At 68.0% G+C, this 26,531-nt stretch carries 26 protein-coding genes and 4 pseudogenes; 16 read left to right on the forward strand and 14 right to left on the reverse strand.

Translation table 11 applies throughout. The annotated features are described in order from the left end of the window. Positions 1–469 precede the first annotated feature (469 nt). A complete protein-coding gene (locus tag ADK36_RS26585; RefSeq protein WP_053199384.1) occupies positions 470–982 on the reverse strand; it encodes a DinB family protein in 513 nt (170 codons plus the stop codon). Positions 983–1,039: 57 nt separating this feature from the next. Then, positions 1,040–1,640, reverse strand: a pseudogene (locus tag ADK36_RS26590) (TetR/AcrR family transcriptional regulator). Here ADK36_RS26590 and ADK36_RS49015 point away from each other — a divergent pair. Together ADK36_RS49015 and ADK36_RS26595 are read left to right on the forward strand one after the other, a co-directional pair. After that, entirely contained in the window at positions 1,627–1,848 is a 222-nt protein-coding gene (locus ADK36_RS49015; protein WP_159391201.1) for a hypothetical protein, read from the forward strand. The pseudogene ADK36_RS26590 and the gene ADK36_RS49015 overlap by 14 nt on opposite strands. Next, the gene (locus tag ADK36_RS26595; protein WP_048587407.1) at positions 1,820–2,728 is read left to right on the forward strand and encodes a Gfo/Idh/MocA family protein; all 909 of its coding nucleotides are present in this window, start codon (positions 1,820–1,822) and stop codon (positions 2,726–2,728) included. Before ADK36_RS49015 ends, ADK36_RS26595 begins: the two co-directional genes overlap by 29 nt. Positions 2,729–2,761: 33 nt before the next feature. Here the strand turns inward: ADK36_RS26595 and lnt are convergent, their stop codons facing one another. Next, positions 2,762–4,345: an apolipoprotein N-acyltransferase gene (gene lnt / locus ADK36_RS26600; RefSeq protein WP_053199331.1), complete on the reverse strand. Its 1,584-nt coding sequence runs from the start codon at positions 4,343–4,345 to the stop codon at positions 2,762–2,764. 69 nt (positions 4,346–4,414) lie between these two features. Next, positions 4,415–4,900: a nuclear transport factor 2 family protein gene (locus ADK36_RS26605; protein WP_048587409.1), complete on the reverse strand. Its 486-nt coding sequence runs from the start codon at positions 4,898–4,900 to the stop codon at positions 4,415–4,417. A 179-nt stretch (positions 4,901–5,079) separates the two neighbouring features. Between ADK36_RS26605 and ADK36_RS26610 the strand changes: the two genes are divergently transcribed. Further along, positions 5,080–6,213, forward strand: coding sequence for a hypothetical protein (locus ADK36_RS26610; RefSeq protein ID WP_053199333.1), 1,134 nt, complete (start codon positions 5,080–5,082; stop codon positions 6,211–6,213). Between the two features lie 71 nt (positions 6,214–6,284). On the opposite strand, the gene ADK36_RS26615 is transcribed toward ADK36_RS26610, so the two are convergent. From ADK36_RS26615 to ADK36_RS46715, 3 genes and pseudogenes are all read right to left on the reverse strand, one after another. Continuing rightward, positions 6,285–6,869, reverse strand: coding sequence for a chloramphenicol phosphotransferase CPT family protein (locus ADK36_RS26615; RefSeq protein WP_053199335.1), 585 nt, complete (start codon positions 6,867–6,869; stop codon positions 6,285–6,287). Between the two features lie 50 nt (positions 6,870–6,919). Beyond that, positions 6,920–7,099 carry a hypothetical protein gene (locus ADK36_RS46710; protein ID WP_078916819.1) on the reverse strand — a complete coding sequence of 60 codons (180 nt, stop codon included), beginning with the start codon at positions 7,097–7,099 and terminating at the stop codon, positions 6,920–6,922. A 417-nt stretch (positions 7,100–7,516) separates the two neighbouring features. After that, a pseudogene (locus ADK36_RS46715) lies at positions 7,517–7,647 on the reverse strand (undecaprenyl-diphosphatase); the annotation flags it as partial. Positions 7,648–8,502: 855 nt separating this feature from the next. Here ADK36_RS46715 and ADK36_RS26625 point away from each other — a divergent pair. Further along, positions 8,503–8,883, forward strand: a complete 381-nt coding sequence (locus ADK36_RS26625; protein ID WP_078942714.1) for a transposase — start codon at positions 8,503–8,505, stop codon at positions 8,881–8,883. 288 nt (positions 8,884–9,171) lie between these two features. On the opposite strand, the pseudogene ADK36_RS26630 reads toward ADK36_RS26625, so the two are convergent. The 3 genes and pseudogenes from ADK36_RS26630 to ADK36_RS26640 form a co-directional block, all read right to left on the reverse strand. Continuing rightward, a pseudogene (locus ADK36_RS26630) lies at positions 9,172–9,561 on the reverse strand (transposase family protein); the annotation flags it as partial. 267 nt (positions 9,562–9,828) lie between these two features. Further along, positions 9,829–10,134: a DUF1330 domain-containing protein gene (locus ADK36_RS26635; protein ID WP_063776904.1), complete on the reverse strand. Its 306-nt coding sequence runs from the start codon at positions 10,132–10,134 to the stop codon at positions 9,829–9,831. Between the two features lie 90 nt (positions 10,135–10,224). Next, on the reverse strand, positions 10,225–11,844 hold the full coding sequence (locus tag ADK36_RS26640) for a sodium:solute symporter family transporter (RefSeq protein ID WP_053199342.1): 1,620 nt from the start codon (positions 11,842–11,844) through the stop codon (positions 10,225–10,227). Between the two features lie 29 nt (positions 11,845–11,873). Here ADK36_RS26640 and ADK36_RS49020 point away from each other — a divergent pair, with 29 nt between their 5' ends. Further along, entirely contained in the window at positions 11,874–12,143 is a 270-nt protein-coding gene (locus tag ADK36_RS49020; protein WP_048584064.1) for a hypothetical protein, read from the forward strand. A gap of 104 nt (positions 12,144–12,247) precedes the next feature. Here the strand turns inward: ADK36_RS49020 and ADK36_RS26650 are convergent, their stop codons facing one another. From ADK36_RS26650 to ADK36_RS51570, 4 genes and pseudogenes are all read right to left on the reverse strand, one after another. Continuing rightward, the gene (locus tag ADK36_RS26650) at positions 12,248–12,967 is read right to left on the reverse strand and encodes an SDR family NAD(P)-dependent oxidoreductase (protein WP_053199344.1); all 720 of its coding nucleotides are present in this window, start codon (positions 12,965–12,967) and stop codon (positions 12,248–12,250) included. Between the two features lie 98 nt (positions 12,968–13,065). Then, positions 13,066–14,301, reverse strand: coding sequence for an acyl-CoA dehydrogenase family protein (locus ADK36_RS26655; RefSeq protein ID WP_053199346.1), 1,236 nt, complete (start codon positions 14,299–14,301; stop codon positions 13,066–13,068). Positions 14,302–14,470: 169 nt separating this feature from the next. Continuing rightward, positions 14,471–16,157 (reverse strand): annotated as a pseudogene (locus tag ADK36_RS26660) (ATP-binding SpoIIE family protein phosphatase); the annotation flags it as partial. 57 nt (positions 16,158–16,214) lie between these two features. Beyond that, on the reverse strand, positions 16,215–16,727 hold the full coding sequence (locus ADK36_RS51570) for a PAS domain-containing protein (protein ID WP_338117141.1): 513 nt from the start codon (positions 16,725–16,727) through the stop codon (positions 16,215–16,217). 212 nt (positions 16,728–16,939) lie between these two features. On the opposite strand from ADK36_RS51570, the gene ADK36_RS26665 reads away from it, so the two are divergent. From ADK36_RS26665 to ADK36_RS26715, 11 genes are all read left to right on the forward strand, one after another. Continuing rightward, on the forward strand, positions 16,940–17,947 hold the full coding sequence (locus ADK36_RS26665; protein WP_048584067.1) for a helix-turn-helix domain-containing protein: 1,008 nt from the start codon (positions 16,940–16,942) through the stop codon (positions 17,945–17,947). Between the two features lie 217 nt (positions 17,948–18,164). Then, positions 18,165–18,659: a nuclear transport factor 2 family protein gene (locus tag ADK36_RS26670; RefSeq protein WP_048584068.1), complete on the forward strand. Its 495-nt coding sequence runs from the start codon at positions 18,165–18,167 to the stop codon at positions 18,657–18,659. Positions 18,660–18,669: 10 nt separating this feature from the next. Further along, the gene (locus tag ADK36_RS50450) at positions 18,670–18,966 is read left to right on the forward strand and encodes a hypothetical protein (protein ID WP_048584069.1); all 297 of its coding nucleotides are present in this window, start codon (positions 18,670–18,672) and stop codon (positions 18,964–18,966) included. 7 nt (positions 18,967–18,973) lie between these two features. Further along, positions 18,974–19,636: a response regulator transcription factor gene (locus tag ADK36_RS26680; RefSeq protein WP_234329881.1), complete on the forward strand. Its 663-nt coding sequence runs from the start codon at positions 18,974–18,976 to the stop codon at positions 19,634–19,636. After that, complete coding sequence (locus ADK36_RS26685) at positions 19,633–21,183, forward strand: PAS domain-containing protein (RefSeq protein ID WP_234329882.1); 1,551 nt, start codon at positions 19,633–19,635, stop codon at positions 21,181–21,183. The genes ADK36_RS26680 and ADK36_RS26685 overlap by 4 nt, the downstream gene beginning before the upstream one ends. 113 nt (positions 21,184–21,296) lie before the next feature. Continuing rightward, entirely contained in the window at positions 21,297–22,457 is a 1,161-nt protein-coding gene (locus tag ADK36_RS26690; RefSeq protein WP_048584071.1) for an acyl-CoA dehydrogenase family protein, read from the forward strand. A 63-nt stretch (positions 22,458–22,520) separates the two neighbouring features. After that, positions 22,521–22,934 carry a hypothetical protein gene (locus ADK36_RS26695; protein WP_048584072.1) on the forward strand — a complete coding sequence of 138 codons (414 nt, stop codon included), beginning with the start codon at positions 22,521–22,523 and terminating at the stop codon, positions 22,932–22,934. Beyond that, positions 22,931–24,196: an aromatic ring-hydroxylating oxygenase subunit alpha gene (locus ADK36_RS26700; protein WP_048584073.1), complete on the forward strand. Its 1,266-nt coding sequence runs from the start codon at positions 22,931–22,933 to the stop codon at positions 24,194–24,196. The genes ADK36_RS26695 and ADK36_RS26700 overlap by 4 nt, the downstream gene beginning before the upstream one ends. Continuing rightward, complete coding sequence (locus tag ADK36_RS26705; RefSeq protein ID WP_107083831.1) at positions 24,186–24,710, forward strand: aromatic-ring-hydroxylating dioxygenase subunit beta; 525 nt, start codon at positions 24,186–24,188, stop codon at positions 24,708–24,710. The genes ADK36_RS26700 and ADK36_RS26705 overlap by 11 nt, the downstream gene beginning before the upstream one ends. After that, positions 24,707–25,486: an SDR family NAD(P)-dependent oxidoreductase gene (locus tag ADK36_RS26710; protein ID WP_048584074.1), complete on the forward strand. Its 780-nt coding sequence runs from the start codon at positions 24,707–24,709 to the stop codon at positions 25,484–25,486. Before ADK36_RS26705 ends, ADK36_RS26710 begins: the two co-directional genes overlap by 4 nt. A gap of 42 nt (positions 25,487–25,528) precedes the next feature. After that, positions 25,529–26,482 carry a PDR/VanB family oxidoreductase gene (locus tag ADK36_RS26715; protein WP_053199348.1) on the forward strand — a complete coding sequence of 318 codons (954 nt, stop codon included), beginning with the start codon at positions 25,529–25,531 and terminating at the stop codon, positions 26,480–26,482. Positions 26,483–26,531 lie beyond the last annotated feature (49 nt).

Raw genomic sequence — 26,531 nt, forward strand, 5'->3', positions numbered from 1 at the left:
AGGTCGGCATGGCCGTTGTGGCGGGGGGGCTCCTCCCCGTTTTGGGGGGGGTGGCAGTTGGGGGGGGGGTGGTCTCCCCGCCCCCCGCGGCTGGCCCTGTTGGAGGTGTGCACGGCGGAACCGCGCCGCGGACGGCGCGGGGGCCGGAGGGCGGGACGGGCCGATCAGTGTCAGGGCCTCTTCGGCCGGCGCCTGCACGATCTCGGGTTCCGCGGTCCCGCCCGGTCGCGGCGCCGACGGCTGGGACGGTGCCGCCGGCCCGCCGGGTGCCGGCGACTGCTGGACCGTCGTACAGCCCGAGAGGGCCGAGACGGCCACGGTGACCAGGAGCGTTGCGGTGGTCGTCGTTCGATGCACGCGCACAACTCTGCTGGTTCCAGCGGCTGTTGGGGCGACGGAGAAGCAGACGTTGCTCCGTACGGGTGATCTCTGACCCCGTACGGACGGTGTGGTCCCGCCGCCGCTGACGTCAGTCGCCGGTGGAGCCGTCCACGCGCTCGCGGACCAGGTCGGCATGGCCGTTGTGGCGGGCGTACTCCTCGATCATGTGGGTGATGATCCAGCGCAGGTTGAACTGCTCGCCGGTCCGCCGGCTCCTGCCATTGGAGACGTCGTCCAGGCCGAAGCCGGCCGCGTTGCGGCGGGCCTTGTCGATCTCGGCCTGCCAGGTGGCATACGCCTCCTCCCAGGTGTCGGTTTCGGTGAGGTGGAACTCGCCGTCCGGGTCCTCCTCGGAGAAATAGATCGGGCCCGCGTCCTCGCCCATGAGTACCTGGCGGAACCAGCCCCGCTCCACCTCCGCCATGTGCCGCACCAGGCCCATCAGGGTCAGCTCGGACGGTTCCACGGAGGCGGTCCTGAGCTGGGCGTCGGTCAGGCCTTCGCACTTCCATGCGAGGGTCTGCCGGTGGTAGTTCAGCCAGCCCTCCAGCATCGTGCGCTCGTCGGCGGTGGTGGAGGGCTCAAGGCGTTCAATTGTCATGCCCGCATCGTTGCCCACCTCGGGCTGGTTCACCAGCAGTTTTCACGGTCGTCGGGATCAACGGCCGAACATTCCGTCGAGCAGTTCGCGCAGCCCCGCCCGTACCTGGTCCAGGCTGGGCACGTCCGAGCTGAGCGACTCGGCGACGCAGCTGAACATCAGCCCGTCCGCCCAGGCGGACCAGTGACAGCAGGTGCCGGGCCGGATCCGTCGAGCCCGCGGCGGTCACCAGGGCGGTGAGCTGGTCGCGGAAGCGGGCGCCCGTGGCGTCGAAGTGGGCGCGCGGCTCGGGGCGGCGCGCGGCTTCCAGGGCCAGTTCGCAGCGGGCGAGCGTCAGTTCGCGGTTGCGGGTCAGGGCGCGGTGCGTCGCCAGGGCCAGGCCGTCGGCCGGCGAGTCGAGGCCACTTCGCGGATCGGGCATCTCCTCCAGCGTCAGCGCCAGCAGCCGCGCCTCACGCTCCGCGAGCCCGTGCACCGCCAGTTCCAGCAGCGCCTGCCGGGTGCGCGCCAGATTGGAGGTCGAGCCCTGCGGCAGCTCGGCCACCTCGTCGACCGCCCGGTGCGTGAGCCCGCGCCTCCTCCGCTCGGCGAGCAGCGCGAGTGCGGTGTCGGCGACGAGATCGGCGCGCGAGGTGGCGCCCGGCGTGCGTACGGACATGGAGATGATGACCGGCCGTGCCGCGATCGCCGTACGGAACTCGACGCTCGCCGCCCTGTCCGAGGTCGCGCCCGCGCTGGTCCTGCGCGGCTTCGAGGACATCGCCGGCCGGCGGCCCCCGCAGCGGCCGTATGCTTCCAGGCAGACCCCGGCAGGCAACCACAAGAGGAGCACACCCCGTGAAGGTCGGCTGCATCGGACTCGGTGACATCGCGCAGAAGGCCTACCTTCCGGTGCTCGGCGTCCAGCCCGGGGTCGAACTCCATCTGCAGACCCGCACGCCCGCCACGCTCGCCCGGGTCGCCGACAGCCTCCATCTGCCGGCCGAGCGGCGGCACACGGACCTCGACTCGCTTCTCGCCCAAGGCCTCGACGCCGCCTTCGTGCACGCACCCACCGTCGCGCACCCGGAGATCGTGACCCGGCTGCTGGAGGCGGGGGTGCCGACGTACGTCGACAAGCCGCTCGCCTACCGACTCGCCGACTCCGAGCGGCTGGTGGCGCTCGCCGAGCGACGCGACGTGAGCCTCGCCGTCGGCTTCAACCGGCGTTACGCCCCCGGCTACGCACAGTGCGCCGACCATCCGCGCGAGCTGATCCTCATGCAGAAGAACCGGATCGGACTGCCGGAAGAGCCCCGCTCGATGATCCTGGACGACTTCATCCACGTCGTCGACACGCTGCGCTTCCTCGCGCCCGGCCCGGTCGCCGACGTGACCGTACGCGCCCGGGTCGAGGGCGGTCTGCTGCACCATGTCGTGTTGCAGCTCGCCGGGGACGGCTTCACCGCGCTCGGCGTGATGAACCGGCTCAGCGGCTCGGCCGAGGAGATCCTCGAGGTGTCCGGGCAGGACACCAAGCGGCAGGTCCTCAACCTCGCCGAGATCGTCGACCACAAGGGCCAGCCGACCGTACGGCGGCGCGGGGACTGGGTGCCGGTGGCCCGGCAGCGCGGCATCGAACAGGCGGTGCTGGCCTTCCTCGACGCCGTGCGTGCCGGGAAGGTGCTCAGCGCCCGGGACGCGCTGGCGACTCATGAGATGTGCGAGCGGGTTGTCCGGGCGGTTGAGGACCTGGCCGCCGCCTGAGTCGACCGGGCGGCCGCCGTGTGGGTGAGCTGGTCAGTGTCCGCCCCGCGCCGGTGACTCATCAGGTGTGCGAGCGGGTTGTTCGCGCGGTTCGGCATCGGGGCGCCGCCTGAGGCGCAGCCGCCTCGCCCGTACGCCCTCGGTCGTGCACCAGGCGGCCATGATCAGCAACGCCGCGTACACCGGCCACTCGCCGAAGCGGACGTACGGTGTGACGCCGTCGGCCAGCGGGACCTCGTAGACCGCGCTCGTGCTCGTGTCCGTGCCGAGCCAGGAACCGACCCGCTGCCCGCTCGGTCCGTACACGGCCGAGACCCCGGTCAGCGTCGCGTGCACCATCGGCCGGCCGGTCTCGGCGGCGCGCAGCGCGGCGAGTGAGGCGTGCTGCTCAGGGGCCCAGCTCTGCTGGAACGTCGAGGTCGCCGACTGGGCGATCAGCACCTGGGCGCCGTCGTCCGCGAGGTTGCGGCTCATGTCGGAGAACGCGGACTCGAAGCAGACCATCGGACCGATCCGCAGCCCGTGCCCGGCGTCCATCACGACCTGTTCCGTGCCCCGTCTGCGGTCCTCGGCCGCCGCCTCACCCACGGAGGTGGCCCAGCCCAGCAGCGAGCGGGCCGGTATGTACTCACCGAAGGGGACCAGCCGCATCTTGTCGTAGCGGGCGCCGGTCGGGCCGTCCGGGCCGACGAGGATCGAGCTCTTGTAGATGCCGGGCTTGTCGGAGCGCCGCGCGTCCACGTTGACCAGGATGTTCGCCCCCGTCTCCCGGGACAGCGTCGCGAGGCGTCGCGCGAAGTCGGGCCGGTCGTCGAGGTCGTAACCGACGCTGCTCTCGCCCCAGACGACGAGGTCGGCGCCCTGGCCGGTCAGCTCGCGGGTGAGCTGCTCCTCCCGGTCGAACCGCCGGTCCGCCTTGCCCGCGCCCTGAATGACGCCCGGCTGGACGACGGCGATGCGGACCCGGTCCTCGACGTCGGGGCGCGGGGACCACACCCAGGCGGCCGAGACGGCGACGGCCGCGGCGACGAGGCCGGCCACCGCGGCGACCCGGCAGCTGCGCACGGCCACCAGCACGGCGACCGCGACATTGACGGCCACCACCAGGAAGCTGATCAGCCACACCCCGCCCACCGAGGCGAGCCGCAGCGCGGGCTCCACCTCCCACTGACTGGAGCCCAGCACGCCCCATGGCCCGCCGAGCCCCTGCCAGGAGCGGACGAGCTCGATCAGCAGCCAGCCGGACGGCAGTACCGCGAGGGCCGCCGTGACCCGGCCCGGTGACGGTCGGGCCGCCAGGAAGCGGCGCACCAGCCAGCCCCACGGGGCCCACAGCGCACCGAGCAGGGCGGCGATGACGAACGTGAACACATGCAGGTTCGGCAGCAGCCAGTGGTGCATCGCCAGCATGAAGCCGAAACCGCCCCACCAGCCGTCGTACAGCGCCCGCCGCCCGGTCGGTGCGGAGCGGAGCAGCGCCAACCACGGGACCAGGGCGACGTACGCGAACCACCACCACGACGGCTCGGGGAAGGCGAGCACGGGCAGGGCACCGGCCAGAACGGCGGCGATCGAGCGGCGCCACGGGGAGGCGAGCCAGCGGTTGATCGTCTTCATGCATCGCCTCCTACCCCGTGGTGCTTCCAGTGTGCTCGCAGGCACTGACAACGGGACAGTGGACCTGGCTCAGTCGATCATCGCGGGCGCGGTCCGCTCGGGCAGCCGGCGCCATTTCTCCTGGACGACCACTTCGCGCAACCGCCAGCCGTCGTCCGTGCGCAGCAGCCCGAAGGCGTACCGGCCGCCGCACACGAAGTCGGGGGCGGAGGAGCCCTCGCCGTTCCCGGCGAAGCGCATCGGGTTGATGTAGTCGGCCTGGACCCTGGCCGTGTCGCCGGTGTCCTGTTCCAGGATCCCGAAGCGCACCCTGCGGTTGACGATCAGGTGCTGCCGCATCGAGAACAGCCGCATGCTGTCCGCGAGCCAGGCGGCGACGCTCCCGGCGTCCCCCTCGATGCCGCCGGCCGAGCGGTAGTCCGCGCGTCCGTCGGGGGCGAACAGGCTCCGGTACGCCTCCCAGTCACCGTCGTCCACGGCCACGGCATAGTCGGTGATCATTCCGTCGACCGCCAGCCGGTCCCTGAGGGTGGCGAGCTCCACACGCTGCGTCATCGGCTCAGTGTTGGGCATGGGGTGCACGGAGCCAAGAGGGCGTGCAGCGATATTCGGCGGAGGTCCGGGTGTCCGGAGGTCCGGGTGTCCGGGTGTCATGGACGCAATCTGAGGCGGGAGGCAGTCTGAGCCGCCGCCGGACGCGTTCGATGTCAGTGGCTCCTTCTAGTCTTCCGGCCATGAGCAGATGGCTGAGGAACACCCAGGTCCTGGCAGAACAGGCCGCCCGGTACCGGGCCCTCGCCGAGCGTGGCGATGTGTCAGAACTGGCTCGCGCCGTCATGCGGGCCGCCTGCGACAACGGCTCCATGACGGGCGTGGGCTCGGAGAACATGCGGCTCCTGCGGGCACTGCCCGACAAGGACCGGCTGGAGCTCGCCGAAACATGGGCCCGTTGGTATGCCCACGTGGAAGACGAGTGGTCGGCCGAGGAGTTCAGGCGCGATCCGGGATACTTCCGCACCGAACTGCTCATGGTCGCCTCGGGAGTCGCCCGCGGGCTCGACGGGGACCTGTTGGCTGCCGAACGCCAGGAACAGCTTTTCCGGTTGAGGGACCAGTACCTCGTCTGGTCGACCCACCGGATCTGGGAACTGGCCGACGCGGAACTCGCAGCCGGGCGCACGCCCGACCCGGCCGTCCTGGCCGCCTTCCGGCGCACCGGTGCGGCGGTGACCCTCCCGGGCCTCCGACGTACGCAGGCGGCGGCCAACGGCGCGGAACCCGGAATGCGCGACCTGCTGGCCCGTTTCCCCGGGCCGGTGCTCAACCCCGGAGAACCCTGGGCCGACACGGCACTCAGGGAAGCGGCTGCCGGAGGAGAGCCGTGGCAGCGGCTGCTGGAGCATGCGGCCCCCGCCAGTGCCCACGCCCCGTCGGCGAAGTGGAGACGGACCGGATCGGCTCTGTTGGACGCCGTCGGCCCTGAGGAAGCGCGGCGAGCGGTGCTGAGGTGGTTCGAGCTGGCTGATCGGGCTCGCACCTTGCCGCTTGTCGGCCACCCGCACCTCCCGTTCGATGTGAACGCGGGCTTCGACCCCCACAACTCCCATGTGCTGCGCGGCCTCGCCTGGATGCTCGCCCTTCTTCCGCCGCTGCCGGACACGGTCCATGCTCTCGTCGGCCTCGTCGAGACCTCCTTGGATCCCCGGTCCGGAGACACTCCCCGCTCGCCTCATGTGGCTGAGGCGGGCATCGTCGCCTTGGGGCTGACCGGAGGCCGGGCAGCGCGGGCGGAGCTGGACACCTTGAGCAGGTGGGTCACGCACAAGGGCACGCTGCGGTGCATAGACAAAGCACGTGCGGCGCTCTGACGAGGCACGTGACCACCTGGACGCGTGCGCGGCCGGATGAACCGGAGCGCGCGGCCGAACTGTTGCCGGGCTCAGAGCAGTTGCTGGTCTCTCCCGTCCCGCAGCTGTTCAAAGGCGGTCGGGCTGGGCCGGTCCCTCAGGAAGTCCTTGATACGGCCGGCGCACTCCCGCGGTGTGGTGTCGCTGGTGTCGCACTCCATGTCGTAGACGGCGTGCGCGTGCACCCGCTCCAACTGGCCGGCGGCGAGGCCGGGCGGCCGGTCACCCCGTGCGCGCTCCCGGCGCTCCAGTTCTTCCGGGCTGCAGTGCACTTTGACGAGCACGACGTCCTGCGGCACCAAGAGCGACAGACAGTCCCGCAGTCGCCAGTCGGCGCTCAGCACATGGTCGACGACGACGTTGTTGCCGGCCGCGGCCATACCGGCGACCGCACGGTGGAAGCCCCGCCAGGTGCGGTGGAGGACGGTGGCGATCTGGTCCGGCGGTACCGGGGTGCGGGAGCGCATCGCGTGGAAGGCGTCGACCGGCAGGTGGAAATACGGCTCGTCGAGGATCCGCAGCAGCTCGGCCGCGATGCTCGACTTGCCCGAACTGGACGTGCCGTTGAGGAAGATGACCAGGCCACGGCGAGCAGGTACGTGATCCAGATGCTCCATGGAGTGGATCTTAGGCACGTGGGGTCTGGGCGGTCCGGGTGGTTCGGACCTCAGGCGGCCTCGATGATCTCACCGCGGATGGCGGCCGCCCACTCGACCACCAACAGCTCGTATTCCGCACGCTCCTGAGCGGACAGCGAGCCGCCGGCGCGCAGCCACAGGGCGCGAATCTCCTCGTTCACCTCGGCAGCAGACCGCACGGAACCAGGGCCTAAGGAATGGGGGGACATGCGGACAAGCCTAGGGGCAAAGACTGACCGTGCGCTACCGGACGGCTACGCACAACGTATGTGATTGGTCACGGAATTCGCGGGGGCGTGCTCGTACTGACTCTGCGGTCAGTAGGGCGGTAGGTCAGTAGTGCGTCACCGTTGGATCCACCGCCGAATCCGCGGGCGGCCGCGGCGTCCTGCCCGGCGGCCGACAGATTCGTGAGGAGGCCGCCGAGGTCGAGGAAGCCCGTGTCCCCGCCGGGGCCACCGGAGATCGCTCGGTCGAGCAGCGCGATCAGGCCCGCGTCGGCACCGGTCGAGCGGCCGGGCGCCGCGTCCGGCGAGTCGAGCGCCGAGGCGCGGCAGCGTTCCAGGTGCGCCGGGGCGACGCGGGCGAGCTGCTGGGCGAGGGCCGTCAGAGGTGGCCGCGGTGCGTCAGCCCGCCGACTCCGCGGCGTGCGGCTGAGGACGCCCGCTGCCACCAGGACGATGATGACGATGCCGAGCGCGACGCGGTAATAGACGAACGGCATGAAGCTCTTGGTCGAGATGAACTTCATGAACCAGTTCATGCTTCGAGGTCCTGAGCCGCTTTGACCTGCTGTTTTTCACCATTTTTCAAGATCGAATAGAGGACGGTGGGAGATGGCACTTTCCAGTGCTCTCCCTCGCCGGCCACGAAGCGCAGCCACCGGGTTTGCGGGGCATCCGCAACCGCAACCGCAGCTTGGCCCGCGCTTCGAGCACGGCGGGGCAGAGGCTGCCGGTGGTCGAGATGCCGAGATGATGTCGTCAAAGTCGCTGCTGGCGTCTGCCGTAGTGGTGGGGTCCGTTTCTTCGTTGGGCCCCGGTCGCTGGCGAGCGAGAAGCCGGGCCTTCGGCAGGTGCGGGGTGGACTGGCCCCTGTCGGTCTGGTGCTGAAACACCGGCCTGGTGGGGGCCTCTTCTGGGCGGCGATTGGCTTCGACTCGGTCGGCTTGCGCCGGAGCAGGGCTTTGAGGCGGTCCCGCTGCTCGGGGGTGAGTGGGGGCGCCTGGTCGGCCAGTTCCTTGGCGTAGCGCCGAATGTCGGCGATCTCCGCAGCGGTCAACGCCATCAGTGATCTCTTCACCAAGGCGTATATCCTCGACGACGGCCATGATGCTAGACCGCGGTGTCACCGGGCCGGGCAGTTCGCGGCGTACATTCCGACGGGATCGGAAACGCCCTCTGGTCAGGGCAACGCATCCAAGACATTGGGCGGCACCTCGCCCTCGGTGATGCGTCCCCCGGAGCCGACCTGTCCGTCGGCACAAGGAGTCCATTCCTGCCTGCCAGAGATCAGTATCCGACTGCGGCCACTGATCACGGGCCCCGCCCGTTGACCTCCCAGGTGAGGTTATGGGGCATCGTGTCCTGCCTTTCGGTGTGGCGGTGAGGTCATGGCAGTGGATATACGAGTAGTCGGCGGCTCCCTGATTTCGGTAACCGGGGAGCCGCCTTTCGGCGATGTGTCCCGGTTCGGGTCGGCCCGCAAGCCGGCCGGGCTCACCCCAACGGTGCGCGGTTCGGACCGTACCGTGCGCTACGGACACATCTCCAAGCAGGGCGACCCGTGGCTGCGCTGGATCATGTGCGAGGCCGCACACGTCGCGAAACGGAGCCCGGACTACATCGACTTCTACGCACGTATCGCCCACCGCCGCGGCAAGAAGATCGCCATCATCGCGGTCGCTCGCAAACTCCTCACCCGCGCCTACCACGTGCTGCGCGAGGCCGACGAGGCGGCGCGTGACACAGCGATGCCCTGCTGCTCGCCATGACGGACCAACGCCACCTGCGTGGAAGGACGCAAGCCCCGGGTGCGCTCGGGAATGTGCATGAGACGCCACCGGCGCTCTCGATGACCTGAATGAGCAGCCCGGTCCCGGACCACGGTCATGGCGCCGATTCCCGGCGCCGAATGGGTGCGTGTGAGTCCTCTCCGCCTGACCATGCCCCGGGACACCGCTTTGCGTGCCCACGTTCCATAGCGTCGCTCCATCCCGACGGAGAACCCAGCCGCCGGAACAGGTGACCCTGTGCCTTGACACCCCCAGCCCTCATGGGTGCACGTTCATGCCGTGCTTCTTGTGTTTCCCGGAGTAGAAGGGCCGGTCGGCGGCGATCCGGTCGATCGGCAGCAGCGTGCCGTCCAGGATCACGAATGCCTTGGGGCAGGCGGTCTTCATCGCCTCGGCGAGGGTCGGGGCGTGGGCGGCGAGGACCTCGACGGCCTCGGCGATGTACCGGTAGGCGGTGGTGGTCCCGACGCCGAACCCGGCGGCGAGCTGGGCGTAGGTATGCCCGCACCTCAGGTGGACGAGCGTCAGCAGGGCCTGACGACCGGGGTTCAGCCGCCGCCAGCGAGTGCCGCGTTGCCGGCGATGGTCCCGCAGCCGGGCGGACAGGAAGCGCAGGGCGGAGCCGGACACGTCGATCCCGGACGGGTAGACAAGCATGCGAAGCCTCTGGTGGAGACGGTTCTCTTGGTCGAAAACCCATCTACCAGAGGCTTCACCGCGCTGTCAGCCCAAGGCCCCATCACCTGCACGAGGTTGGAAAAGGCTGAGTGCTTCAACCATGCTCGGCCAGCTCTACTACTGCCTCAAGCACCACACCCTGTTCGACGAACACACAGTCTTTCCGACCGCTCTCGCCGCGGCTGCTTCACACGTTGAGCGCCTGAGGTGTCTCCGTCAACCCACACCACCACCGGATTCAACGAACTACCGGTAGGCGTCGCGGAGCCCTTCCATGATGATGCCCGTGCCCTCGGCGCTGGCGAAGCGCATCTGCTTCAGAGGCTCGTAGTCCGAGGATTCGTACCACGCCTTGGCCTGCTCGAACGAAGGGAACTCGATCATCACGAGGTGCGAAGGACTCCAGTCGCCCTCGACGACCGACGGATTCCCCCCCAGGACTCGGTACCTTCCGCCGAACTTCGCTATCGTGGCGGGTACCAGGTCCTTGTATTTTTCCAGCTTTTCATCGTCGATGATTTTCGTGCCCTCAAAGAGAACGAATGCACTCACGTCAACACCTCGGCAATGGGAAAGTGTATGCGAGGTGGAATTCCTCGGGATACACGACGGTCGACAAATTGTTTTTTCGGGCCTCGTCGGCTAGGTGCCGTGGTGCGCGCGGGGACGCAATCCGTGATCGGCGGTGGTTCGCCTCCGTGTGCCCACAGCATTTCCAATCGAACCCAGCAGGAAGGCTATCGGAACCGAAATGAGGCTGGCGGTGTGCAGCGGGAACCAGGAGAAATCCTGATGGGGAAAGAGCGCGGCTCGTTCACCGGAGAAAACCGGAGAAAAGAACTGAAGGACGAGCGTGCAGAACAGCCCTCCGTACAGCATCGACAGCAGCCCGGCTCTGGTGCACCGGCGCCAGTACAGGACGTGCAGCACTGCGGGCAGTATGCAGGAAGCGGCAATCGAGAAGGCGATGTTCGCAAGCCAGCGCAGGTTCACCTCCACCGCCGCGACAGCCAGCATGATGCCGAGGGCACCGACGCCCGCCGACGCCCAGCGCGTCGCCGAGACCTCGTGGGCCTGGTTGACCCTGCCCCCGCCCAGCAGCTTGGCGTACAGATCGTGTGAGATCGTCGTCGCCGCGGCGAGCGTGATTCCCGCCACCACCGCGAGTGTGGTGACGAATGTCCCGCAGGCTACGAGCACGATGAGCAGGGCGCCGCCCGTGGAGCTGGACAAACCTCGTACCAACTCCACGATCAAGAGGTCCACCGTGGCGTTCCCGCTGGGGTCGGTGGCGATGATCGTCTCGTTCCCGACCAAAGCGGAGGCTCCCAGGCCCAACACTCCCACGAAGACAGCGAACACGGCGACGACGAAGATGCTGCGACGCACCATGGACTGCGCTCTGCCCCCGTCCGACACGGTCTTCAGGTGCATGGTCACATGAGGCATGAACGCCGCCCCGAGAACCGTCGTGAGTACGAGACCGGCGAAGTCCAACCTGCTCAACGATCCATCGGAGTTGGAGAGCCCGAGGCCGGTCCGGAAGATGGCACCCGGTTGACCATTGCTGACGGCGGCTGAACCGAACAGCGTGCCGACGTCCCCGTCCAGGCGCCAGAACACCAGGAAGACCAGTGTCCCAAGGCCCATAAACAACACGACCGTCTTGACGATCTGCAGGATACGAGTGCCTCGCATCCCGCCGAAGATGGTGGCGAGGACGATCAGACTGCCGAACAGAACGATAACCGTCTGCTCGGCTCCCGTTCCGGACAGTCCGAGGAAGCGGGCGATGCTGACCCCACCCCCGACGAGTGTCAGGATCAGCAAAGGGAGGACGGCGCACAGAGTCACGACGGCTCCGGCGAGTCTCACCGCGGGCCCAGGAGCACGCTCGACGAGCAGATCGCCGAGCGTGTAGCGCAACCGCCCGCGCAACCGAGCCGTCAGCAGCAGAAGGACGAGCAGGGACATCACGCTGCACAGCGCGACGAACAAGCCGTCGTACCCGGAGAACGCGACGAAGCCCCCAACAGCCACGACCATGTCGGCGGAGACGAGCGCGCCGGCGATGGCGAGCGCCCCACCCAGCGCCCCACCTCTGCGCCCGGCCGTGTAGAAGCCGTCGACGTCGTTGTCCTCCGGGCCGATGAAGACACCCATGAACAGGATCGCCACAATGAATCCCAGAAACACCACCAGGACGAATCCACGGGTGTCGCTGTTCGTCGGTGACACCGTGAGCAGGACGTCCGGTCTCATGTCCGCCTCTGCGTAGTGAGGGTGAGGCGGTGCCCGGTGGGACGGTCGTACCGGACCGCTGCGGCGAGCAGGAGAAGTACCTGCGCCGCCAGCAGGACGAGGCCGATGGTCACTTCGCCGAGGACACGAGTGCCCACGAAGCCCGGTACCGTGAGGATGAGCAGCAGTTGTGCTGCGAGGAGGGCCCCGCTTCCCATGACGAGGGGAACGCCCGGACGGCGGGAGTGCTGCCGGTGACCGCCGAGCGGACCAGGCCCCGGTTGGGCGATCCCGGCCTGTTCTTGCTGATCCATCTGTAGCGATCCTCTGTGCGCTGGATCCTGGTCCAGCCCGTGTTGTTCCGTCTGGCGAGACGCGCCGGACAGTTCTCTGTAAGGGAAGAGCGACCGATGTACATCCGTTGTCATCGTTTTCCGCCGTCGACATCGAGGGTGATGCCGGTGGTGAAGGTGTTCTCCATCAGATAGAGAACGGAGTGGGCGATTTCCTCGGCCGTTCCGGGGCGGCCGGCCGGGAGTTGGGCGGAGACCGCCTCGCGGAAGGCGCGGTGTTCGTCGGTGCTCATACGATGCGCATGAGTGTCCACGGGGCCGGGCGCGATGGCGTTGACGCGCAGCGGTGCGAGTTCGATGGCGAGAGACTTGACGGTGGCCTCGACAGCGCCGTTGACCGCGGCGAACGCGGAGCAGTTGAGTTCGATCTTCCGGTAGAGATATCCCGACATCAGGGTGATCGAGCCCGTCTCCTTCGGTATGTGCGGAAGCGCGGCCCTGACACACCGGTACTGCCCCCACCACTTGGTCTCGAAGAAGTCCCGAACCTGTTCCTCGCTCAGTTCGGTGAACGGGGCCATGGTGATTCCCGCTGCCGGAGTGAACAGGTGGTCGATGGTTCCGATCGATCCCATGACGTCGTCGATGGCAGCGGAGTCCGTGACATCCAGCACGTGGTAGGAGGCACGGGTGCCGATTTCTTCCGCAGCCTCTTTGATGCGGTCCTCGGTGCGGTCAGTGAGAACGACATGAGCTCCGCGTTCGGCGGCGAGGTACGCGGTGGCCAGCCCGATCCCGGAGCCCGCACCCGTGATCACGACGGTTTTTCCGGACAGATTCCCGTTCAGCATGATTCGCACCCTTCTCTCTGTTTGTGGAAAGAGGCCGGCTGCTCACTGAAAGTGCTCCGGCCTTACCCATGGGAATGTCTGGTGCAGCAGTCGGCGGGTCAGGACATGCCTGAGGCGGCCAGGGGGTCGTAGCCCGGCGTACGGAACAGCTCCTGCATCTGCCGGCGGCGCACTCCGATGTTGCTGCCCTCGATGATCGGGTAGGACAGCGCGTCCGCCAGATGGGCCAGGATCGGGAAGTTGTTGTCGTACGCCGAGACACCGACGACCTTGATGAGATCGTTGATCACCTCGACGCCGGTCTCCGACCCGTAGATCTTCGAGTGCAGTGCCAGCTCCACTGCTGCCGGGTGCTGTGACACCACGGCGTCCAGCGCACGCCAGGACAGAAGCCGGACGGCCTCGATCTTGCCCTTGGCGTCAGCGAGTGCATCGGAAACGGCCTGGTGATTGATGATGGGCACGAGGCCCCCGCGCTTCTCGCTGACCGCGAACCGGTAGGCGATGTCGAACGCCTGCCGCATGGCGGCAACGGCGAACGTACCGATGGATGCGCCACTGATGAGGAAGGCGTTGCGGGTCAGCGCCACGCCCTGGCCTTCCTCGCCAATGAGGTTTTCGCGCGGCACGCGCACGTCCTTGAGCCGGATGCGCGTCGTCAGACACCCCTTGAGACCGGGCAGGTCGTAGTACTCCTCGACCTCGATGTGGCCGGCCAAGTGCTCCCGCTCGGCGACGATCAGCGAGACCCCTCCCGGAGTCCTGCAGACGATCGTCATGAGGTCGGGGCCGTCGCCGTCCCAGCCGCACAGGTGCGATGACCACGCCTTGCGTCCGTTGATGACCCACTCGTCGCCATCGAGAACGGCCGTGGTGCGGGTCCCCTCGGCCGGGGCCTCTGCGTCGAAGTTCGCACTGCCCCCGGGCTCGCTGTAGGCCATGGCCGCGACCGGCGAGCCGGATTCGACCAGGAAGGGCGCGACGAACCGCTTGATCTGCTCGGGGGTGCCGACCTCGAACACGGGAGCCAGGGCGATCAGCGGTCCGGCGAAGGAGATCGTGAGGTCGGGGCTGTAACTGGCCCACTCCTCGATGAAGATCGCGGCGTCGATGCCGCTGGTGGCTCCGCCGCCGAAGGGAACGGGGATCAGACTCCTGAGGAAGCCTGCTGCGACGGCCTTCTCGAAGACCGGCCGCATCAGGAGGGCACGGGTCAGCGGGTCGGGCTCCGCCTTCACCCGCGCGGTGAGGTCGGCCAGGTGATCCTCGCCGAACCTGCGAGCGGTGGCCTTGATCTGCTCGTGCTCTGGGGAGAGCAGGAAGGAAACGGTCATGGTGTGACTCCTCGCTGAGGTCGAGGCTGCCCCTGAGGCGCATTGATCGGACGTTGGCCGTGAGCGGGTTCCGTCTGCGTGCGGTCAGCCTCATGGTTGGTGGGGTCCGCGTCCAGTCAGGGAGTGCACGGTGAAGTCGCACAGCGTGCACAGAGGCGCCAGATGCGCTTCAGACGGCGTCCTGCTCGGCCCAGATGGTCTTGCCATTGTGGGAATGGCGTGTGCCCCACCGCTGGGTGAGCTGGGCGACGAGAAGAAGGCCGCGGCCGCCCTCGTCGAAGACGCGGGCCCGACGCAGGTGTGGTGCGGTGCTGCTGGCGTCGGAGACCTCGCACATGAGCGTGCGGTCGTGGATCAGCCGCAGGTGAATGGGGGGGGGCCGGCCGTAGCGGATCGCGTTGATGACCAGTTCGCTCACCACCAGTTCCGTGATGAAGGCGGCTTCCTCCAGCCCCCATGCCGTGAGCTGGTCGGAGGCGCTGCGTCGGGCGTGGGCCACGACAGCTGGGTCGAAGTCGAGATCCCAGGTGGCTACTTGATCAGCGCTCAAGGCGCGGGTACGAGCCAGCAGGAGCGCGATGTCGTCGTCGGGCCGTGCGGGAAGCAGCGCATTGAGTACGGTGTCGCAGACGGCGTCCACGGAGGGGGCCGGCTGAACGAGAGCGTGACACAGCTCGGCGATCCCCTCATCGATGTCCCGATCCCGGCTTTCGACGAGGCCGTCGGTGTAGAGAGCGAGGAGGCTCCCTTCGGGCAGTTCGACCTCCGCTGCTTCGAAGGGCAGACCGCCCAGGCCCAGGGGCGGGCCTACGGGCAGCTCAAGGACCGCGACCTCGCCGTCCGGCGTGACCACGGCGGGCATGGGATGAGCGGCGCTGGCCAGGGTGCAGCGGCGGGAAACCGGATCGTAGACCGCATACAGGCAGGTGGCACCGACATCTCCGGGTGTGTCCGCAGCGGTGGTGGCCTCGGCGTTCAGCCGAATGACCACGTCGTCGAGGTGAGTGAGCAGTTCGTCGGGTGCGAGATCGATGTCGGCCAGGGTGCGCACCGCGGTGCGCAGTCGGCCCATGGTCACGGAGGCTTGGATGCCGTGGCCCACGACGTCGCCCACGACGAGGGCCCCCCGAGCGCCGGACAGCGGTATCACGTCGAACCAATCGCCCCCCCACGCCGGCCCGGTCCCCGGCGGGCAGGTACCGGGACGCGACGTCGACAGCCGCCTGTCTGGGCAGCTTCTTCGGCAGCAGGCTGCGCTGGAGCATCACGGCCCTTGTGCGCTCGAGTGTGTACCGGCGGGCGTTGTCGATGGAGACCGCGGTTCTCGCCATGATCTCCTCGGCCAGCAGGAGATCGTCCTGGTCGAACGGCTCCGCCCGCTGATGGCGGTAGAACGTCGCAATCCCCAAAGTGGTGCCGCGGGCGCGGATCGGCACCACGATCACCGAGTGGAATCCGTGGCCGCTGCGCGGGACCGAGCCTTGCGCCAGCCACTGGGCAACGGCGGAGTCGGACGTCCGGCTCAGCGCGGGGTGCCTCGCGGCCATGCTCTCCACAGGAGGACGGGAGGGAGGTCGACTTGTTGCGAAATCCGCCAGGCGCGGGACGGCGACGTCGGCCATCTCCTGAGCCGTGCTCGCCATGTCCAGGGTGCTGCCGATGCGGGTGCTGGCCTCGTTGACCAACAGCAGCCGTTGCCGGGCCCGGTACTGCTCCGTGATGTCGCGGGCCGCGAAGCACACGCCGCGCAATCGACCGGGGCGGTCCTTGAGCGGAGCCAGAGAGATCGACCAGGCATGCTCGCGGCTCTCACCCGGCACCTGGAGGTAGTTCTCCAGGTGCAGCCGCTCGCCGGTCTCCAGGACCCGGCGCATGGCTTGTTCATTCCGGTGGGAGTCCGGATGTTCCAGGATTTAGGGTGGGCGCATCCCACGCATCTGGTCGTCTTTCATGGCGACGGCGGTTTCCATGTCGACGTTCGCGCGCACGAGCCGCAACTGTGTATCGAAGATCGCCAGCACGCACGGGGCCTGATCGAATCCGCGCACCGTCATGCCCTCGCCCGGACGCGGACTCGGCTCCTGTGGCACAGCGGCCATCAGGAACCACTCGACCACGTCTCCGTCCGTCACACCTTGATGCGCGAGGAGGCCAACCTCCAGAGGGTGGCCGTCCCGGTGCTGCAAGACGACGGTTCCGCTCCAGCTGTGCCGACTGATCAGGGACTGGGGCCGCCGGTCTTCGCCGGCGGGGTTGGCGAGCAGGCCGACCGCCGGTCGCCCCAGCACCTCCTCCTGCCGATAGCCGAGCAGTTGCTCGGCTCCCTCGCTCCACCTGGTGATGACACCGCGCCTGCTGAGGGTGGCTGCGGCCGCGTATGCCTCATCAGCGGGAGCTAGTTGCTCAAGGCAATGAAATCTTACCATGATGCATTATCTCTCCCTTGGTAGATTCCGCCCGTCGCCCGTCGCGGTCTGGCGACGGGCCCTTCCTCGGCGGCCTCCAGACGGTGCTCGGGACGGCCCTGCTAGCCGGCCGCCGCGCCGGGACGCCGCCGGGGATTCGAGGCCGAGGCCTACCCCTGAGGGAAAAGATGAAGCTACGGTGAACACGCAACTTCGACAGGTGGAGCGCGTCCATGCAAACCGTCCTGACTACCGATGAAGTTTCCCCGGGCGAGCGCTTCGACTTCTGGTCCGACGAAATATCCCGCGCGATGCCCGTCTCCCTCGCTGCGTACCCGGGTGCGGCGGGCCCCTTCCACGCCAAGGCCATCAGCAGCCAGGTCGGCGCTCTGCAGCTCAGTTCCATGAGCGCGGCACCCCTGCGGGTGCGGCGAACGGCGGCGCTGGCGGCAAGGCGTCAGGAGGACTTCTACAAAATCAACCTGCAGCTTTCAGGCACCGGACTCGTCGAACAGGATGGCTCCCACGGCCGGCTGGGCCCGGGTGACCTGGCCATCTGTGACACCTCGCGCCCGTACTCGTTCACGTATGAGTGCGATTTCCGTGCCCTGCTGGTGCTTCTGCCGCGCCCGATGATCCCTCTGCGACCGGACACCCTGCGCGGACTGACGGGGCAGCGCATCGCGGCCAGGGAGGGCCTCGGGGCGATCGTCTCCCCTTTCCTGAGTTCACTTGCCGAGCAGGCTGCGAAGTGTGGCGGCCCCGCGACGGCGCGTCTGGTCGACGGAGCCGTCTCCCTGGTGACCGCGCTGATGTTCGAGCGGCTTGATGTCGCGGCGCCGCCGACGCCCCACCAGGCGATGACGCTCCGTATACGTGACTACATCGAGCGTGGCCTCTCCGACCCCGATCTCTCGCCGGATGTCATCGCCGAGGCGCATGGCATCTCACGGCGTTACCTGTTCAAGCTGTTCGCGGCGGAGCAGACGACGGTCGCCGGCTGGATTCGCGCCCGGCGTCTGGAGCACTGTGCACGCGAGCTGGCCGATCCGGCGACCAAGGACCAGCCCGTCGCCATGATCGCCGCGCGGTGGGGGCTCCTCGACGGCCGTCACTTCGCGCGCGTTTTCAAGGCGGCGTACGGCCACACGCCCCGCGACTACCGTCGGCAGGCGCTCCTGGGGCATGTGCCGGGACCGATGCCTGTGGTCATCGGTGACCGGCTTTCCGCTGGAGAGTGAACTGCCTGCCTTGGTACGCCCCTCCGTGACGGCTCGCCCGCTCCGGTGGGACGCGGAAGTCACACGGCGCCGACGCCGTCCACAGCGGCATCGCCGGCCGAGGTCACCAGCGACGCCGCAGGTGTGCCCAGCTCACTCGCGTGCGGTGCACCCATTGGCGACAGCCCGTGCACCCGGTGCGACATGATGCGTCGAGACCCGCCCTAGCGTTTTCAGCATGCCTACGCACCATGACTCGGCGGCCGCAGCCACAGCTCGGGCGGTGGAGTGCCTGACCCGCTATCTGCGGCTGTGTGACGTGCCCACCCCGGAGAAGCCCGACGCCGTGCTCGCCGAGCTGGCTCAGCTGTTCACCGAGGACGCTGTATGGGAAGGAATCGGCGGCCAGTACGCCGAAAAATTTGGCCGCAATGAGGGCAGGGCGGACGTCATCCGGATGCTGGCCGGTTATCTCCCGCCCCACGACCACTTCGCTGCCAACGTCCATCTGCTGCTTCCCGGGACAACCGAATGCGACGGGTCCGTCGTCAGGGGGAACTGGCTCATGCAGCAGCTGGCCCGTTACGCGGACGGCAGCAGTGAGATCCTCGTCGCCCGCCTCGACGTGGTTTTCCGAACGGGCCGGGCTCAGGCGCAGATCTCCGAGTTTCGCACCGAGCGGCTGTTCAGTGCTCCGCTCGGCGGCGAGCCCATGACACGAGGAACACACTGAGCGAGGAGCTATGACCGGTACGGCAGAGGCGACCCACGGTACGGACGGGGCGGCGCACTCTCTTTTGCTCACCTGTTATGCCGACACCCACGGCTATGGCTGGCACCATGTGGATCTGTTCATGCACGACAACGCCGGCAACGAGGTCAACTGGGTGCACTGGCAGGTCGAGGAGGACGGCCCCGACGGTGCTGACGCCGCGACCGCGAAGGCCGAGCCCAAGCTTCGCCGCACAACCGAGTGGCAGCGTGGTATCAGCGCCGACGGCAGCGAGTACTGGACCGCGCAGGCGGCCTGGAGTCAGTGAGACGACCGTGACCGCATGGGCAGCCGAGAACGCCGGGGCGGCGCAGACCGACGAGCGTGGAATCGCCTACGTCCTGGACGACGACGAGCAGTTGTGCGCCTCGTTGGCATGGCTGCTGGACTCGGTGAACATCCGGGCGGAGTGCTTCACCGACGCCGCCTCGTTCCTCGCCACCTTCGACCGGGAACGTCCCGCCTGTCTCATCCTGGACGTACGGATGCCGGAGGTCGGCGGGTTTCAGGTGCAGGAGATCCTCAACTCCTCAGGGATCCCGCTCCCCGTGATCTTCGTCTCCGCGCACGGTGACATCCGGATGTCGGTACGGGCGCTGCAGCAGGGTGCGGTCGACTTCCTGGAGAAGCCGTACGATCCCCAGCACATGCTCGAAGTGGTGCAGCGTGCCCTCGGCACCGCACGCGAACGTCATGCCGAGCTTGCCGGGCGGCGCGCGTTGGAAGACCGTCTCGCTGTCCTGACCCCCCGTGAACGGGAGATACTCCGACTAGTCGTCGTCGGCGTCCCGAGTAAGGCCATTGCAGGCCGGCTCGGGATCAGTCTGAAGACCGTCGACACACACCGGGCGCGTATCCGGGAGAAGACCGGAGCCGAGACTCTCGGCGCGTTGGTGGGGGACATACTTCGTTCCGGCGTGCGGCTGCCCGAGATGTGACCGCGAACCGCTTGTGTGCCGAAGGACATCCCATGCCTGACATCACGCTCGCCGACTTCGGACGGCTCTTCGCCGCGCTCCATTACTGCGTTCTGGTGCATGACGCGGAGACGAAGGAGATCCTCTGGGCCAATCAGGCGGCCTGTGACGTCCTCGGCTTCACCCTTGACGAGATGAAGCCGCTGAAGGCGCCCGACATGAGTTCCAACGCCCGTCAGTACGCGCGCGAGATCGGCGTCAGCTGGCTGCAGCGAGCCGTCGACGAGGGCACCAGCGCCATCGAATGGTGCTACCGGTCCAAGACCGGTGTGGACATCCTCACCGAAGCCATCGCCGTCCGAGTGGACCTGGAAGCAGGTCCGGTGGTGATGGTGCAGTTCCGGGACATCGCGGAGGAGACGGCCACCCGGCGCGATCTGTTCCGCACGGAGGGGCGGCTGCAGGCCTTCCTGCGAAACCTCGACGAGGGCATCGTCGTGCTCGACGACAACGGGCGCATACTGTTCGCCAGCGAGTCCGCGGGTGCGCTGCTCAGCACCGATGCCGACGCTCTCCTGGGTGAGACCTTCACGCGTTTCCTCGATCCGGAATCAGCAGAGGTACTGCGCGCAGTCCTCGACACCACCTCGCAGAGTGGGCTACCGAGCAACCGGCGATTTCGGCTGAGTACTTCCGGTGAAGACAGCCGTTGGTTCGCGGTGCGATGCCAGCACATCGACATCGAGAACGATCTCCGCGGCCGGCTTCTGCTCTTCCATGACATCACGGACCGCGTCCGTGCGGAGGAGGAGCATCGGCGAGATGCCCAGTATCTCAACCATCTGGCCAGGTACAACGCCATGGGAGACATGGCGATGGCAATCGCCCACGAGGTGAGCCAACCAATCGCCGCCGCACACAACTTCGTGGCAGGCGTACGAAGGCGGCTGGACGCAGGCAGGACGGAGCGCGAACCCCTGAGCTGGGGGCTGAAGAACGCCACCCTGCAGATCGACCGGGCGGCACAGATCATGTCGAGTCTGCGGCACTACGTCGTACGTCTCGAACAGTCGGAACAGGCCGCCGACCTCAACGACATCGTCGCCGACTGCGCCTACTTCGTCGACATACGAGCCCGGGAGAACGGCGTCGCCCTGCGCTGGGAGCCCACGTCCGAACCCCTCCCCGTACAGTGCGAGAAGGTTCTCATCGGACAGGTGGTGATGAACCTGGCCTTCAACGCCGTGGAGGAAATGGCCCGGTGGCCGGTCGAAACGCGGACGGTGACCGTGGCGACGCGCCGGAGCGGCGCATACGCCGAAGTCATGGTGCGTGACAACGGGGAGGGCCTGCAGGCCTTCCCGTCGGGGCAGATCTTCGACGGCGCCTTCAGTTCGAAGGACAGCGGCAACGGCATCGGCCTGGCCCTCAGCCACCGCATCATTACCCGTCATGGTGGCAGCATTCACGCGGTCGAGAACCTGCCCCGAGGTGCCGTGTTCAGTTTCAGGCTGCCCCTCATCGTCGGAGAAACGGCAGATCGTTCCCGCAGCGCCGGTCACACGTAGGGGAAATCCCCTACGCGGTTCATCGAACTCCCCATTGTCGCCCGCCGCTCCGCAGCATAGCTTTAGAGGAAGGCGGGAGGAGGAACCGCTCGGCAATGCGAGGAGAATTTCTTATGACGCAGATGCTGGATTCCCGGGGTTCACCCGGAGCCGAATCGCCGTACCGGTCGAATTTCGACCACGTACTTGCGGTGGTGGCGGAGCGGCGCGCCGAATTCGAGGAGAAGCGGCATGTTCCGCGGGATGTGATCGCCGATTTCAAGAAGGCGGGGATCTACCGGGTCGGCACTCCGAAGCGATTCGGTGGGGATGCGTTGCCACCGGCCGAATTCCTCCGGATCATCGAGCGGATATCGATGGTCGACGGATCGGCCGGCTGGGTCGCCAGCTTCGGCTCGTCCCTGATCTATCTGGCGGCACTGCCCCTGGAGAGCCAGGCCCAGTTGTACGCCGACGGGCCCGACCTGACCTTCGCCGGCGGTCTGTTCCCCACGCAGCCCGCCGAACTCGTCGAGGGCGGGTACCGGGTCTCGGGCCGCTGGAAGTTCGCGAGCGGCTGCAAGGGCGCGGATGTCCTCGGCGTGGGCATCAAGGTCGACGGGGAGAAGCCCGGCCCGCCGTTGACCGCCGTGCTGCGACCCCAGCAGGTGCAGATCGCCGAGAACTGGGACGTCATCGGAATGCGGGGAACCGGCAGCCACGACCTGGTGGTCGACGGCGTCGTAGTGCCCGAGGAGTGGACGTTCGTCCGCGGCAGCGAGCCCACCGTCGACGAACCCCTTTATCGCTACCCGGCCGTCCCGTACGCCGCGCAGAGCCTGGCCGTCGTCGGCCTCGGCATCGCCCGGGCCGCCCTCGACCTGGCCATCGCCAACGGCGGCCGCACCGGCTACACCGGTGCCCCCAAGCCCGCCGAGCGCGCCACCTACCGCATCGCGGTCGGACAGGCCGAGGCCCAACTCCGCTCCGTACGCGCCTTCTTCTACGAGACCACCGAAGAGGTCTGGGCGACGGTCGAAGCGGGGAATCCCGCGACCGCAGGCCAGGCCAGTCTGCTGAGGCTGGCCTCCGCCCACCTCGCCAAGACCTCCTTCGAGGTCGTCAGGGCCGCATACCAACTCAGCGGCATCCCCGCCATCGCCGACGGTCATCCCATGCAGCGTTACCTGCGCGACGCGTCGGTCGTCCCGCAGCACGCCTTCCTCCAGGAGGGCATGTACGACGGCGCCGGCGCCGTCCTCATGGGCGTCCAGCCCTTCCCCGGCTACCTCTAGCCGCTCCTTCCCACGGCGTTCGCCACCAACGACTTCGCCACCAACGACAACGAAGGACTCTCCATGTCCCAGACTGCTTCCGCGCCCTTGCGAGTGCTCTTCTGCATCGGCGTCAACCAGAACTTCTTCGACTTGCCCACGGGGCAGACCGGCATGACCACGGGGCAGGACGGCATGGCCTGGGAAGGCTTCATCACCATGCTGACTGAACTGTCCCAGCTGCCCGGCGTCACCGTCCTCGGCACCATTGACGACGATCAGAGCGTGGTCGGCCCCGCCTACACCTGGCCGTGGACCTGTTACATCCTGGCCGAGGTGCCCGACCACCGGACGGTCGCGGCGGCCTGCAACCTCCTCCGCACCATCCAGGTCGGTGAGAGCGGCCTTTGGCGGTACATGAAGATCGAAGCCCGCGTCGGCCGCCCGCTGCCCGAACCGTGGACCAACGCGTCCGCTTCCGAAAAGAAGCCTTCATGACCACGACCCCCGACATCGACTCCCTCGCCCAGGACGACCGGGTGTCGTCCGCCCTCTACACCGATCCGGCGCTGTTCGACCTGGAGATGGACCGCATCTTCCACCAGACGTGGGTGTGGGTCGCGCACGAGAGCGAACTGCCCAAGGCGGGCGACTTCCGGACGGCGTACGTCGGCCGACAGCCCGTGATCGTCACCCGCGACCGCCGTGGCGGGATCAACGTTCTGGTCAACCGCTGCCGGCACCGCGGCGCCAGCCTGTGCGAGGTGCCCAAGGGCAACGGCAACGGCTTCACCTGCCCTTACCACGCCTGGTCGTACGCGCTGGACGGCAAGCTGCGCGGCATCCCCTACCCGGACGGCTACGAGGACGTCCTGGAGAAGAAGGACCTCGGTCTACAACGCCTCAAGGTCGGCGTCTACGCAGGCATGGTCTTCGCGAGCTTCAACGAGGACATCGAGCCCCTGGAGGACTTCCTCGGCGGGGCGCGGCTGTGGATCGACCGGTTCATGAAGCAGGGTGCCGGCTACCCGATCAAGGTGCAGGGCGAGCACCGGTTCCGCTTCCGGGGCAACTGGAAGATCCAGCTGGAGAACACCACCGACGGCTATCACTTCCCGATCGTGCACCGTTCCTGGATGGCCTCGGTGGACGCGGAGACGGCGAACATGCTGTCCTTCATGACCGACGAGAAGGCGGTCACCCACGCCCTGGGCAACGGCCACAGCGTCGCGGTGATGGTCCCCGAGCACGTCGACCTCGACGAGGACGACGGAACGGAGCAACTCCAGGCGCGCTTCGGACACATCATCGAGGAGCTGTCCCACGAGTTCGACCCTGACCGGGTCCGGCGCATCGTCCGGTCCCTTCACGGTGCCGGATTCAACCTCAATCTGTTCCCGAACGTCGCGATGTCGATGTCGTTCTTCCGCGTCCTGCGGCCGGTGTCCGTCACGGAGACCGAGATCCGGCACGTGGCCCTGGGCCTGGACGGCGGCCCGGAGATCGTCAACCGCGAACGCCTGCGCATCCACGAGCACTTCCAGGGTCCCTTCGGCTTCGGCAGCCCCGACGACTCCGAGGCCTGGGACCGGGTGCAGCGCGGCGTCACAGGCGGCCCCAGCACACCGATCCTGGTCAATCGTGGCCTCGCCCGCGAGAAGCCCAACGACCTGGGACAGCCCACATCCCACACGACCGACGAGACCGGCATGCGGCAGGCCTACGCGATGTGGAAGAGGATGATGACCGATGGCAAGTGAAGCCCTAGGCACGGCCGCCCTGGACACCGCACTTGTCCTCGACGATCCGCGCGCCCTGGCCGCGGTGTCGCTGATCTGGCGAGAGGCCCACCTGCTGGACGCCCGCCGCTACGAGGAATGGGACGGACTGTGGGCCGAGGGCGGCGAGTACATCGTCCCCATCGACCGGGAGGCGACCGACTACGCTGCCCACCTCAACCTGGTCTACGACGACGACCGGATGCGACGGATGCGCATCGAGCGCCTCACCAGCGGTTTCTCCATCTCGGTGGCTGCTGCGGCCCGCACGGTCCGCTCGGTGTCCCGGTTCGTGGTCTCCGGGCACGAGGAGGATGCGATCGAGGTGTGCTCGGCACAGATCCTGGTCGGCTACAAGCGTGACGAGACCTTCGTCCTGGCCACCGACGTCACCCACCGCATCGTCTTCGGCGCGGACGGCCCCCGCATCTCCCGGAAGATCGTACGGCTGGTCAATTCCGATGAGGCGGTTACGGCATCGGGGTTCCTGCTGTGAGCCCGCAGGGAACCGCTGAGACCTGGGAGGACGACGCCCACCATGTCGCCCTCGTCACCGGCGCGGCGCGCGGCTTGGGCGCCTGCATCGCTGCCCGTCTGTACGACCGGGGCTATCGCGTGGCGCTGACCGACTTGGACGAGGAGGCCGCCGTGAAGACGGCGGCGGAGCTCGACCCGGAGGGCCGCAACGCCATCGGGCTCGCCCTGGACGTACGGGACAAGGACGCCTTCCTACGGGTCCGCGACCAGCTCGTCGACCGGTGGGATGCCGTCAGCGTCCTCGTGAACAACGCGGGGTACTACACGACCGAGTCGCTGATGGACATCACTGCCGACAACTTCACCTCGGTGGTGTCGACCAACCTCAACGGCACCTTCTTCGGCTGCCAGGTCTTCGGCGCCTACTTCGCCGCACGCGGCTACGGACGCATCGTCAACATCGCCTCGCTGGCCGGTCAGAACGGCGGCACGGCGACCGGTGCGCACTACGCGGCGGCAAAGGGCGGGGTGGCCACCCTGACCAAGGTGTTCGCCCGCGAACTCGGTCCGCAGGGGGTGACGGTCAACGCCGTCTCCCCGGGGCCGCAGGACCTGCCCGTGGTCCGCCGAATGGTTGCCCCCGACAAGCTCGCCCAGATCGAGGCATCGATTCCCATGGGCCGGCTCGGCCGCCCCCAGTTCATCGCCGACATGGTCGTACTGCTGGCCGCCGAGCACGCGGACGCGGTCACCGGAGCGTGCTGGGACGCCAACGGCGGCCTGTACATGCGCTGACAGCCCCTCTTCAGCACCACCTACGAACGCGAAGGCAGACGGATGTTCACTGTCACCGTCACCGAGACCGTCCGGGAAACCGACGCGGTCAAGGTATTCCGGCTCGCCCGTTCCGACGGCGTCGCCCTCGCCCCTTACCCGGCCGGCGCGCACATCGACGTGACCGGGCCCACCGGGATCACCCGCCCCTACTCGCTCTGCGGGCCGCCGGACGACACCGGCAGCTACACCATCGCGGTCAAGCGAGAGGAGAAGTCGCGCGGTGGCTCGCAGGCCCTGCACGACAAGGTCGAACCCGGTACGGAGCTGACCATCGGTGAACCCCGGCAGCTTTTCGGCATAGCCCCGATCGCAGCCGAACACCACCTCGTAGGGGCGGGCATCGGCATCACTCCGCTGCTGGCGATGGCGTACGAACTGCATCGGCTGGGCGCGGAGTTCCGGCTGCACTATGTCGCGCGGAGCCGGGACGAGGCGGCCTTCGCGGGACTGCTCGAGAACTCCGCGTTCGCCGATCGGGTGGACTTCCACTTCGGGCGTGGCCGCGAGACGGTGGCCCGCGAACTCGCCGGAGAACTGGCGGAGCTACCGGCGGACGCACATGTGTACACATGCGGCCCACAGGGCTTCATGGAACAGGTCGCCGTGCTCGCGACCCGGGCCGTGCCGGCGGATCAGGTCCACTCCGAGTTGTTCCAGGCGGGCGAGCAGCCGGATGCCGCACCCTGCGAAATCTTCGAGGTCGAACTGGACACCGGCGAGGTGTACACCGTGCCCCCCGGCAAGAGCATCGCCGACGTGCTGGAGGAGAACGGTGTTCCCCTCGACACCTCCTGCCGCGAAGGCATCTGCGGAACCTGTGTTCTGCGGGTCATCGAGGGCGAACCGGACCATCGCGACCACTGTCTGTCGGCCAAGGAGAAGGCGGCCGGAGACCAGATCGCCGCCTGCGTCTCACGATCCAGGTCTCCTCGTCTCGTGGTGGAGCTGTGGTGAGCAGTGAGCAGGGCCGTCCGGCAGATTGGCGGCACCGCAGATCGGCGCT

It is taken from the genome of Streptomyces viridochromogenes (assembly GCF_001270495.1).
Classification (GTDB): domain Bacteria; phylum Actinomycetota; class Actinomycetes; order Streptomycetales; family Streptomycetaceae; genus Streptomyces; species Streptomyces viridochromogenes_A.

Excerpts from the sequence above, each read along its gene's own strand:
- ADK36_RS26585 (WP_053199384.1), bottom strand. The coding sequence starts at position 982 with ATGACAATTGAACGCCTTGAGCCCTCCACCACCGCCGACGAGCGCACG.
- lnt (WP_053199331.1), bottom strand. The coding sequence starts at position 4,345 with ATGAAGACGATCAACCGCTGGCTCGCCTCCCCGTGGCGCCGCTCGATC.
- ADK36_RS26605 (WP_048587409.1), bottom strand. The coding sequence starts at position 4,900 with ATGACGCAGCGTGTGGAGCTCGCCACCCTCAGGGACCGGCTGGCGGTC.
- ADK36_RS26610 (WP_053199333.1), top strand. The coding sequence starts at position 5,080 with ATGAGCAGATGGCTGAGGAACACCCAGGTCCTGGCAGAACAGGCCGCC.
- ADK36_RS26615 (WP_053199335.1), bottom strand. The coding sequence starts at position 6,869 with ATGGAGCATCTGGATCACGTACCTGCTCGCCGTGGCCTGGTCATCTTC.
- ADK36_RS46710 (WP_078916819.1), bottom strand. The coding sequence starts at position 7,099 with ATGTCCCCCCATTCCTTAGGCCCTGGTTCCGTGCGGTCTGCTGCCGAG.
- ADK36_RS26625 (WP_078942714.1), top strand. The coding sequence starts at position 8,503 with ATGGCAGTGGATATACGAGTAGTCGGCGGCTCCCTGATTTCGGTAACC.
- ADK36_RS26640 (WP_053199342.1), bottom strand. The coding sequence starts at position 11,844 with ATGAGACCGGACGTCCTGCTCACGGTGTCACCGACGAACAGCGACACC.
- ADK36_RS26650 (WP_053199344.1), bottom strand. The coding sequence starts at position 12,967 with ATGCTGAACGGGAATCTGTCCGGAAAAACCGTCGTGATCACGGGTGCG.
- ADK36_RS26655 (WP_053199346.1), bottom strand. The coding sequence starts at position 14,301 with ATGACCGTTTCCTTCCTGCTCTCCCCAGAGCACGAGCAGATCAAGGCC.
- ADK36_RS51570 (WP_338117141.1), bottom strand. The coding sequence starts at position 16,727 with ATGGTAAGATTTCATTGCCTTGAGCAACTAGCTCCCGCTGATGAGGCA.
- ADK36_RS26665 (WP_048584067.1), top strand. The coding sequence starts at position 16,940 with ATGCAAACCGTCCTGACTACCGATGAAGTTTCCCCGGGCGAGCGCTTC.
- ADK36_RS26670 (WP_048584068.1), top strand. The coding sequence starts at position 18,165 with ATGCCTACGCACCATGACTCGGCGGCCGCAGCCACAGCTCGGGCGGTG.
- ADK36_RS50450 (WP_048584069.1), top strand. The coding sequence starts at position 18,670 with ATGACCGGTACGGCAGAGGCGACCCACGGTACGGACGGGGCGGCGCAC.
- ADK36_RS26690 (WP_048584071.1), top strand. The coding sequence starts at position 21,297 with ATGACGCAGATGCTGGATTCCCGGGGTTCACCCGGAGCCGAATCGCCG.
- ADK36_RS26695 (WP_048584072.1), top strand. The coding sequence starts at position 22,521 with ATGTCCCAGACTGCTTCCGCGCCCTTGCGAGTGCTCTTCTGCATCGGC.
- ADK36_RS26700 (WP_048584073.1), top strand. The coding sequence starts at position 22,931 with ATGACCACGACCCCCGACATCGACTCCCTCGCCCAGGACGACCGGGTG.
- ADK36_RS26705 (WP_107083831.1), top strand. The coding sequence starts at position 24,186 with ATGGCAAGTGAAGCCCTAGGCACGGCCGCCCTGGACACCGCACTTGTC.
- ADK36_RS26715 (WP_053199348.1), top strand. The coding sequence starts at position 25,529 with ATGTTCACTGTCACCGTCACCGAGACCGTCCGGGAAACCGACGCGGTC.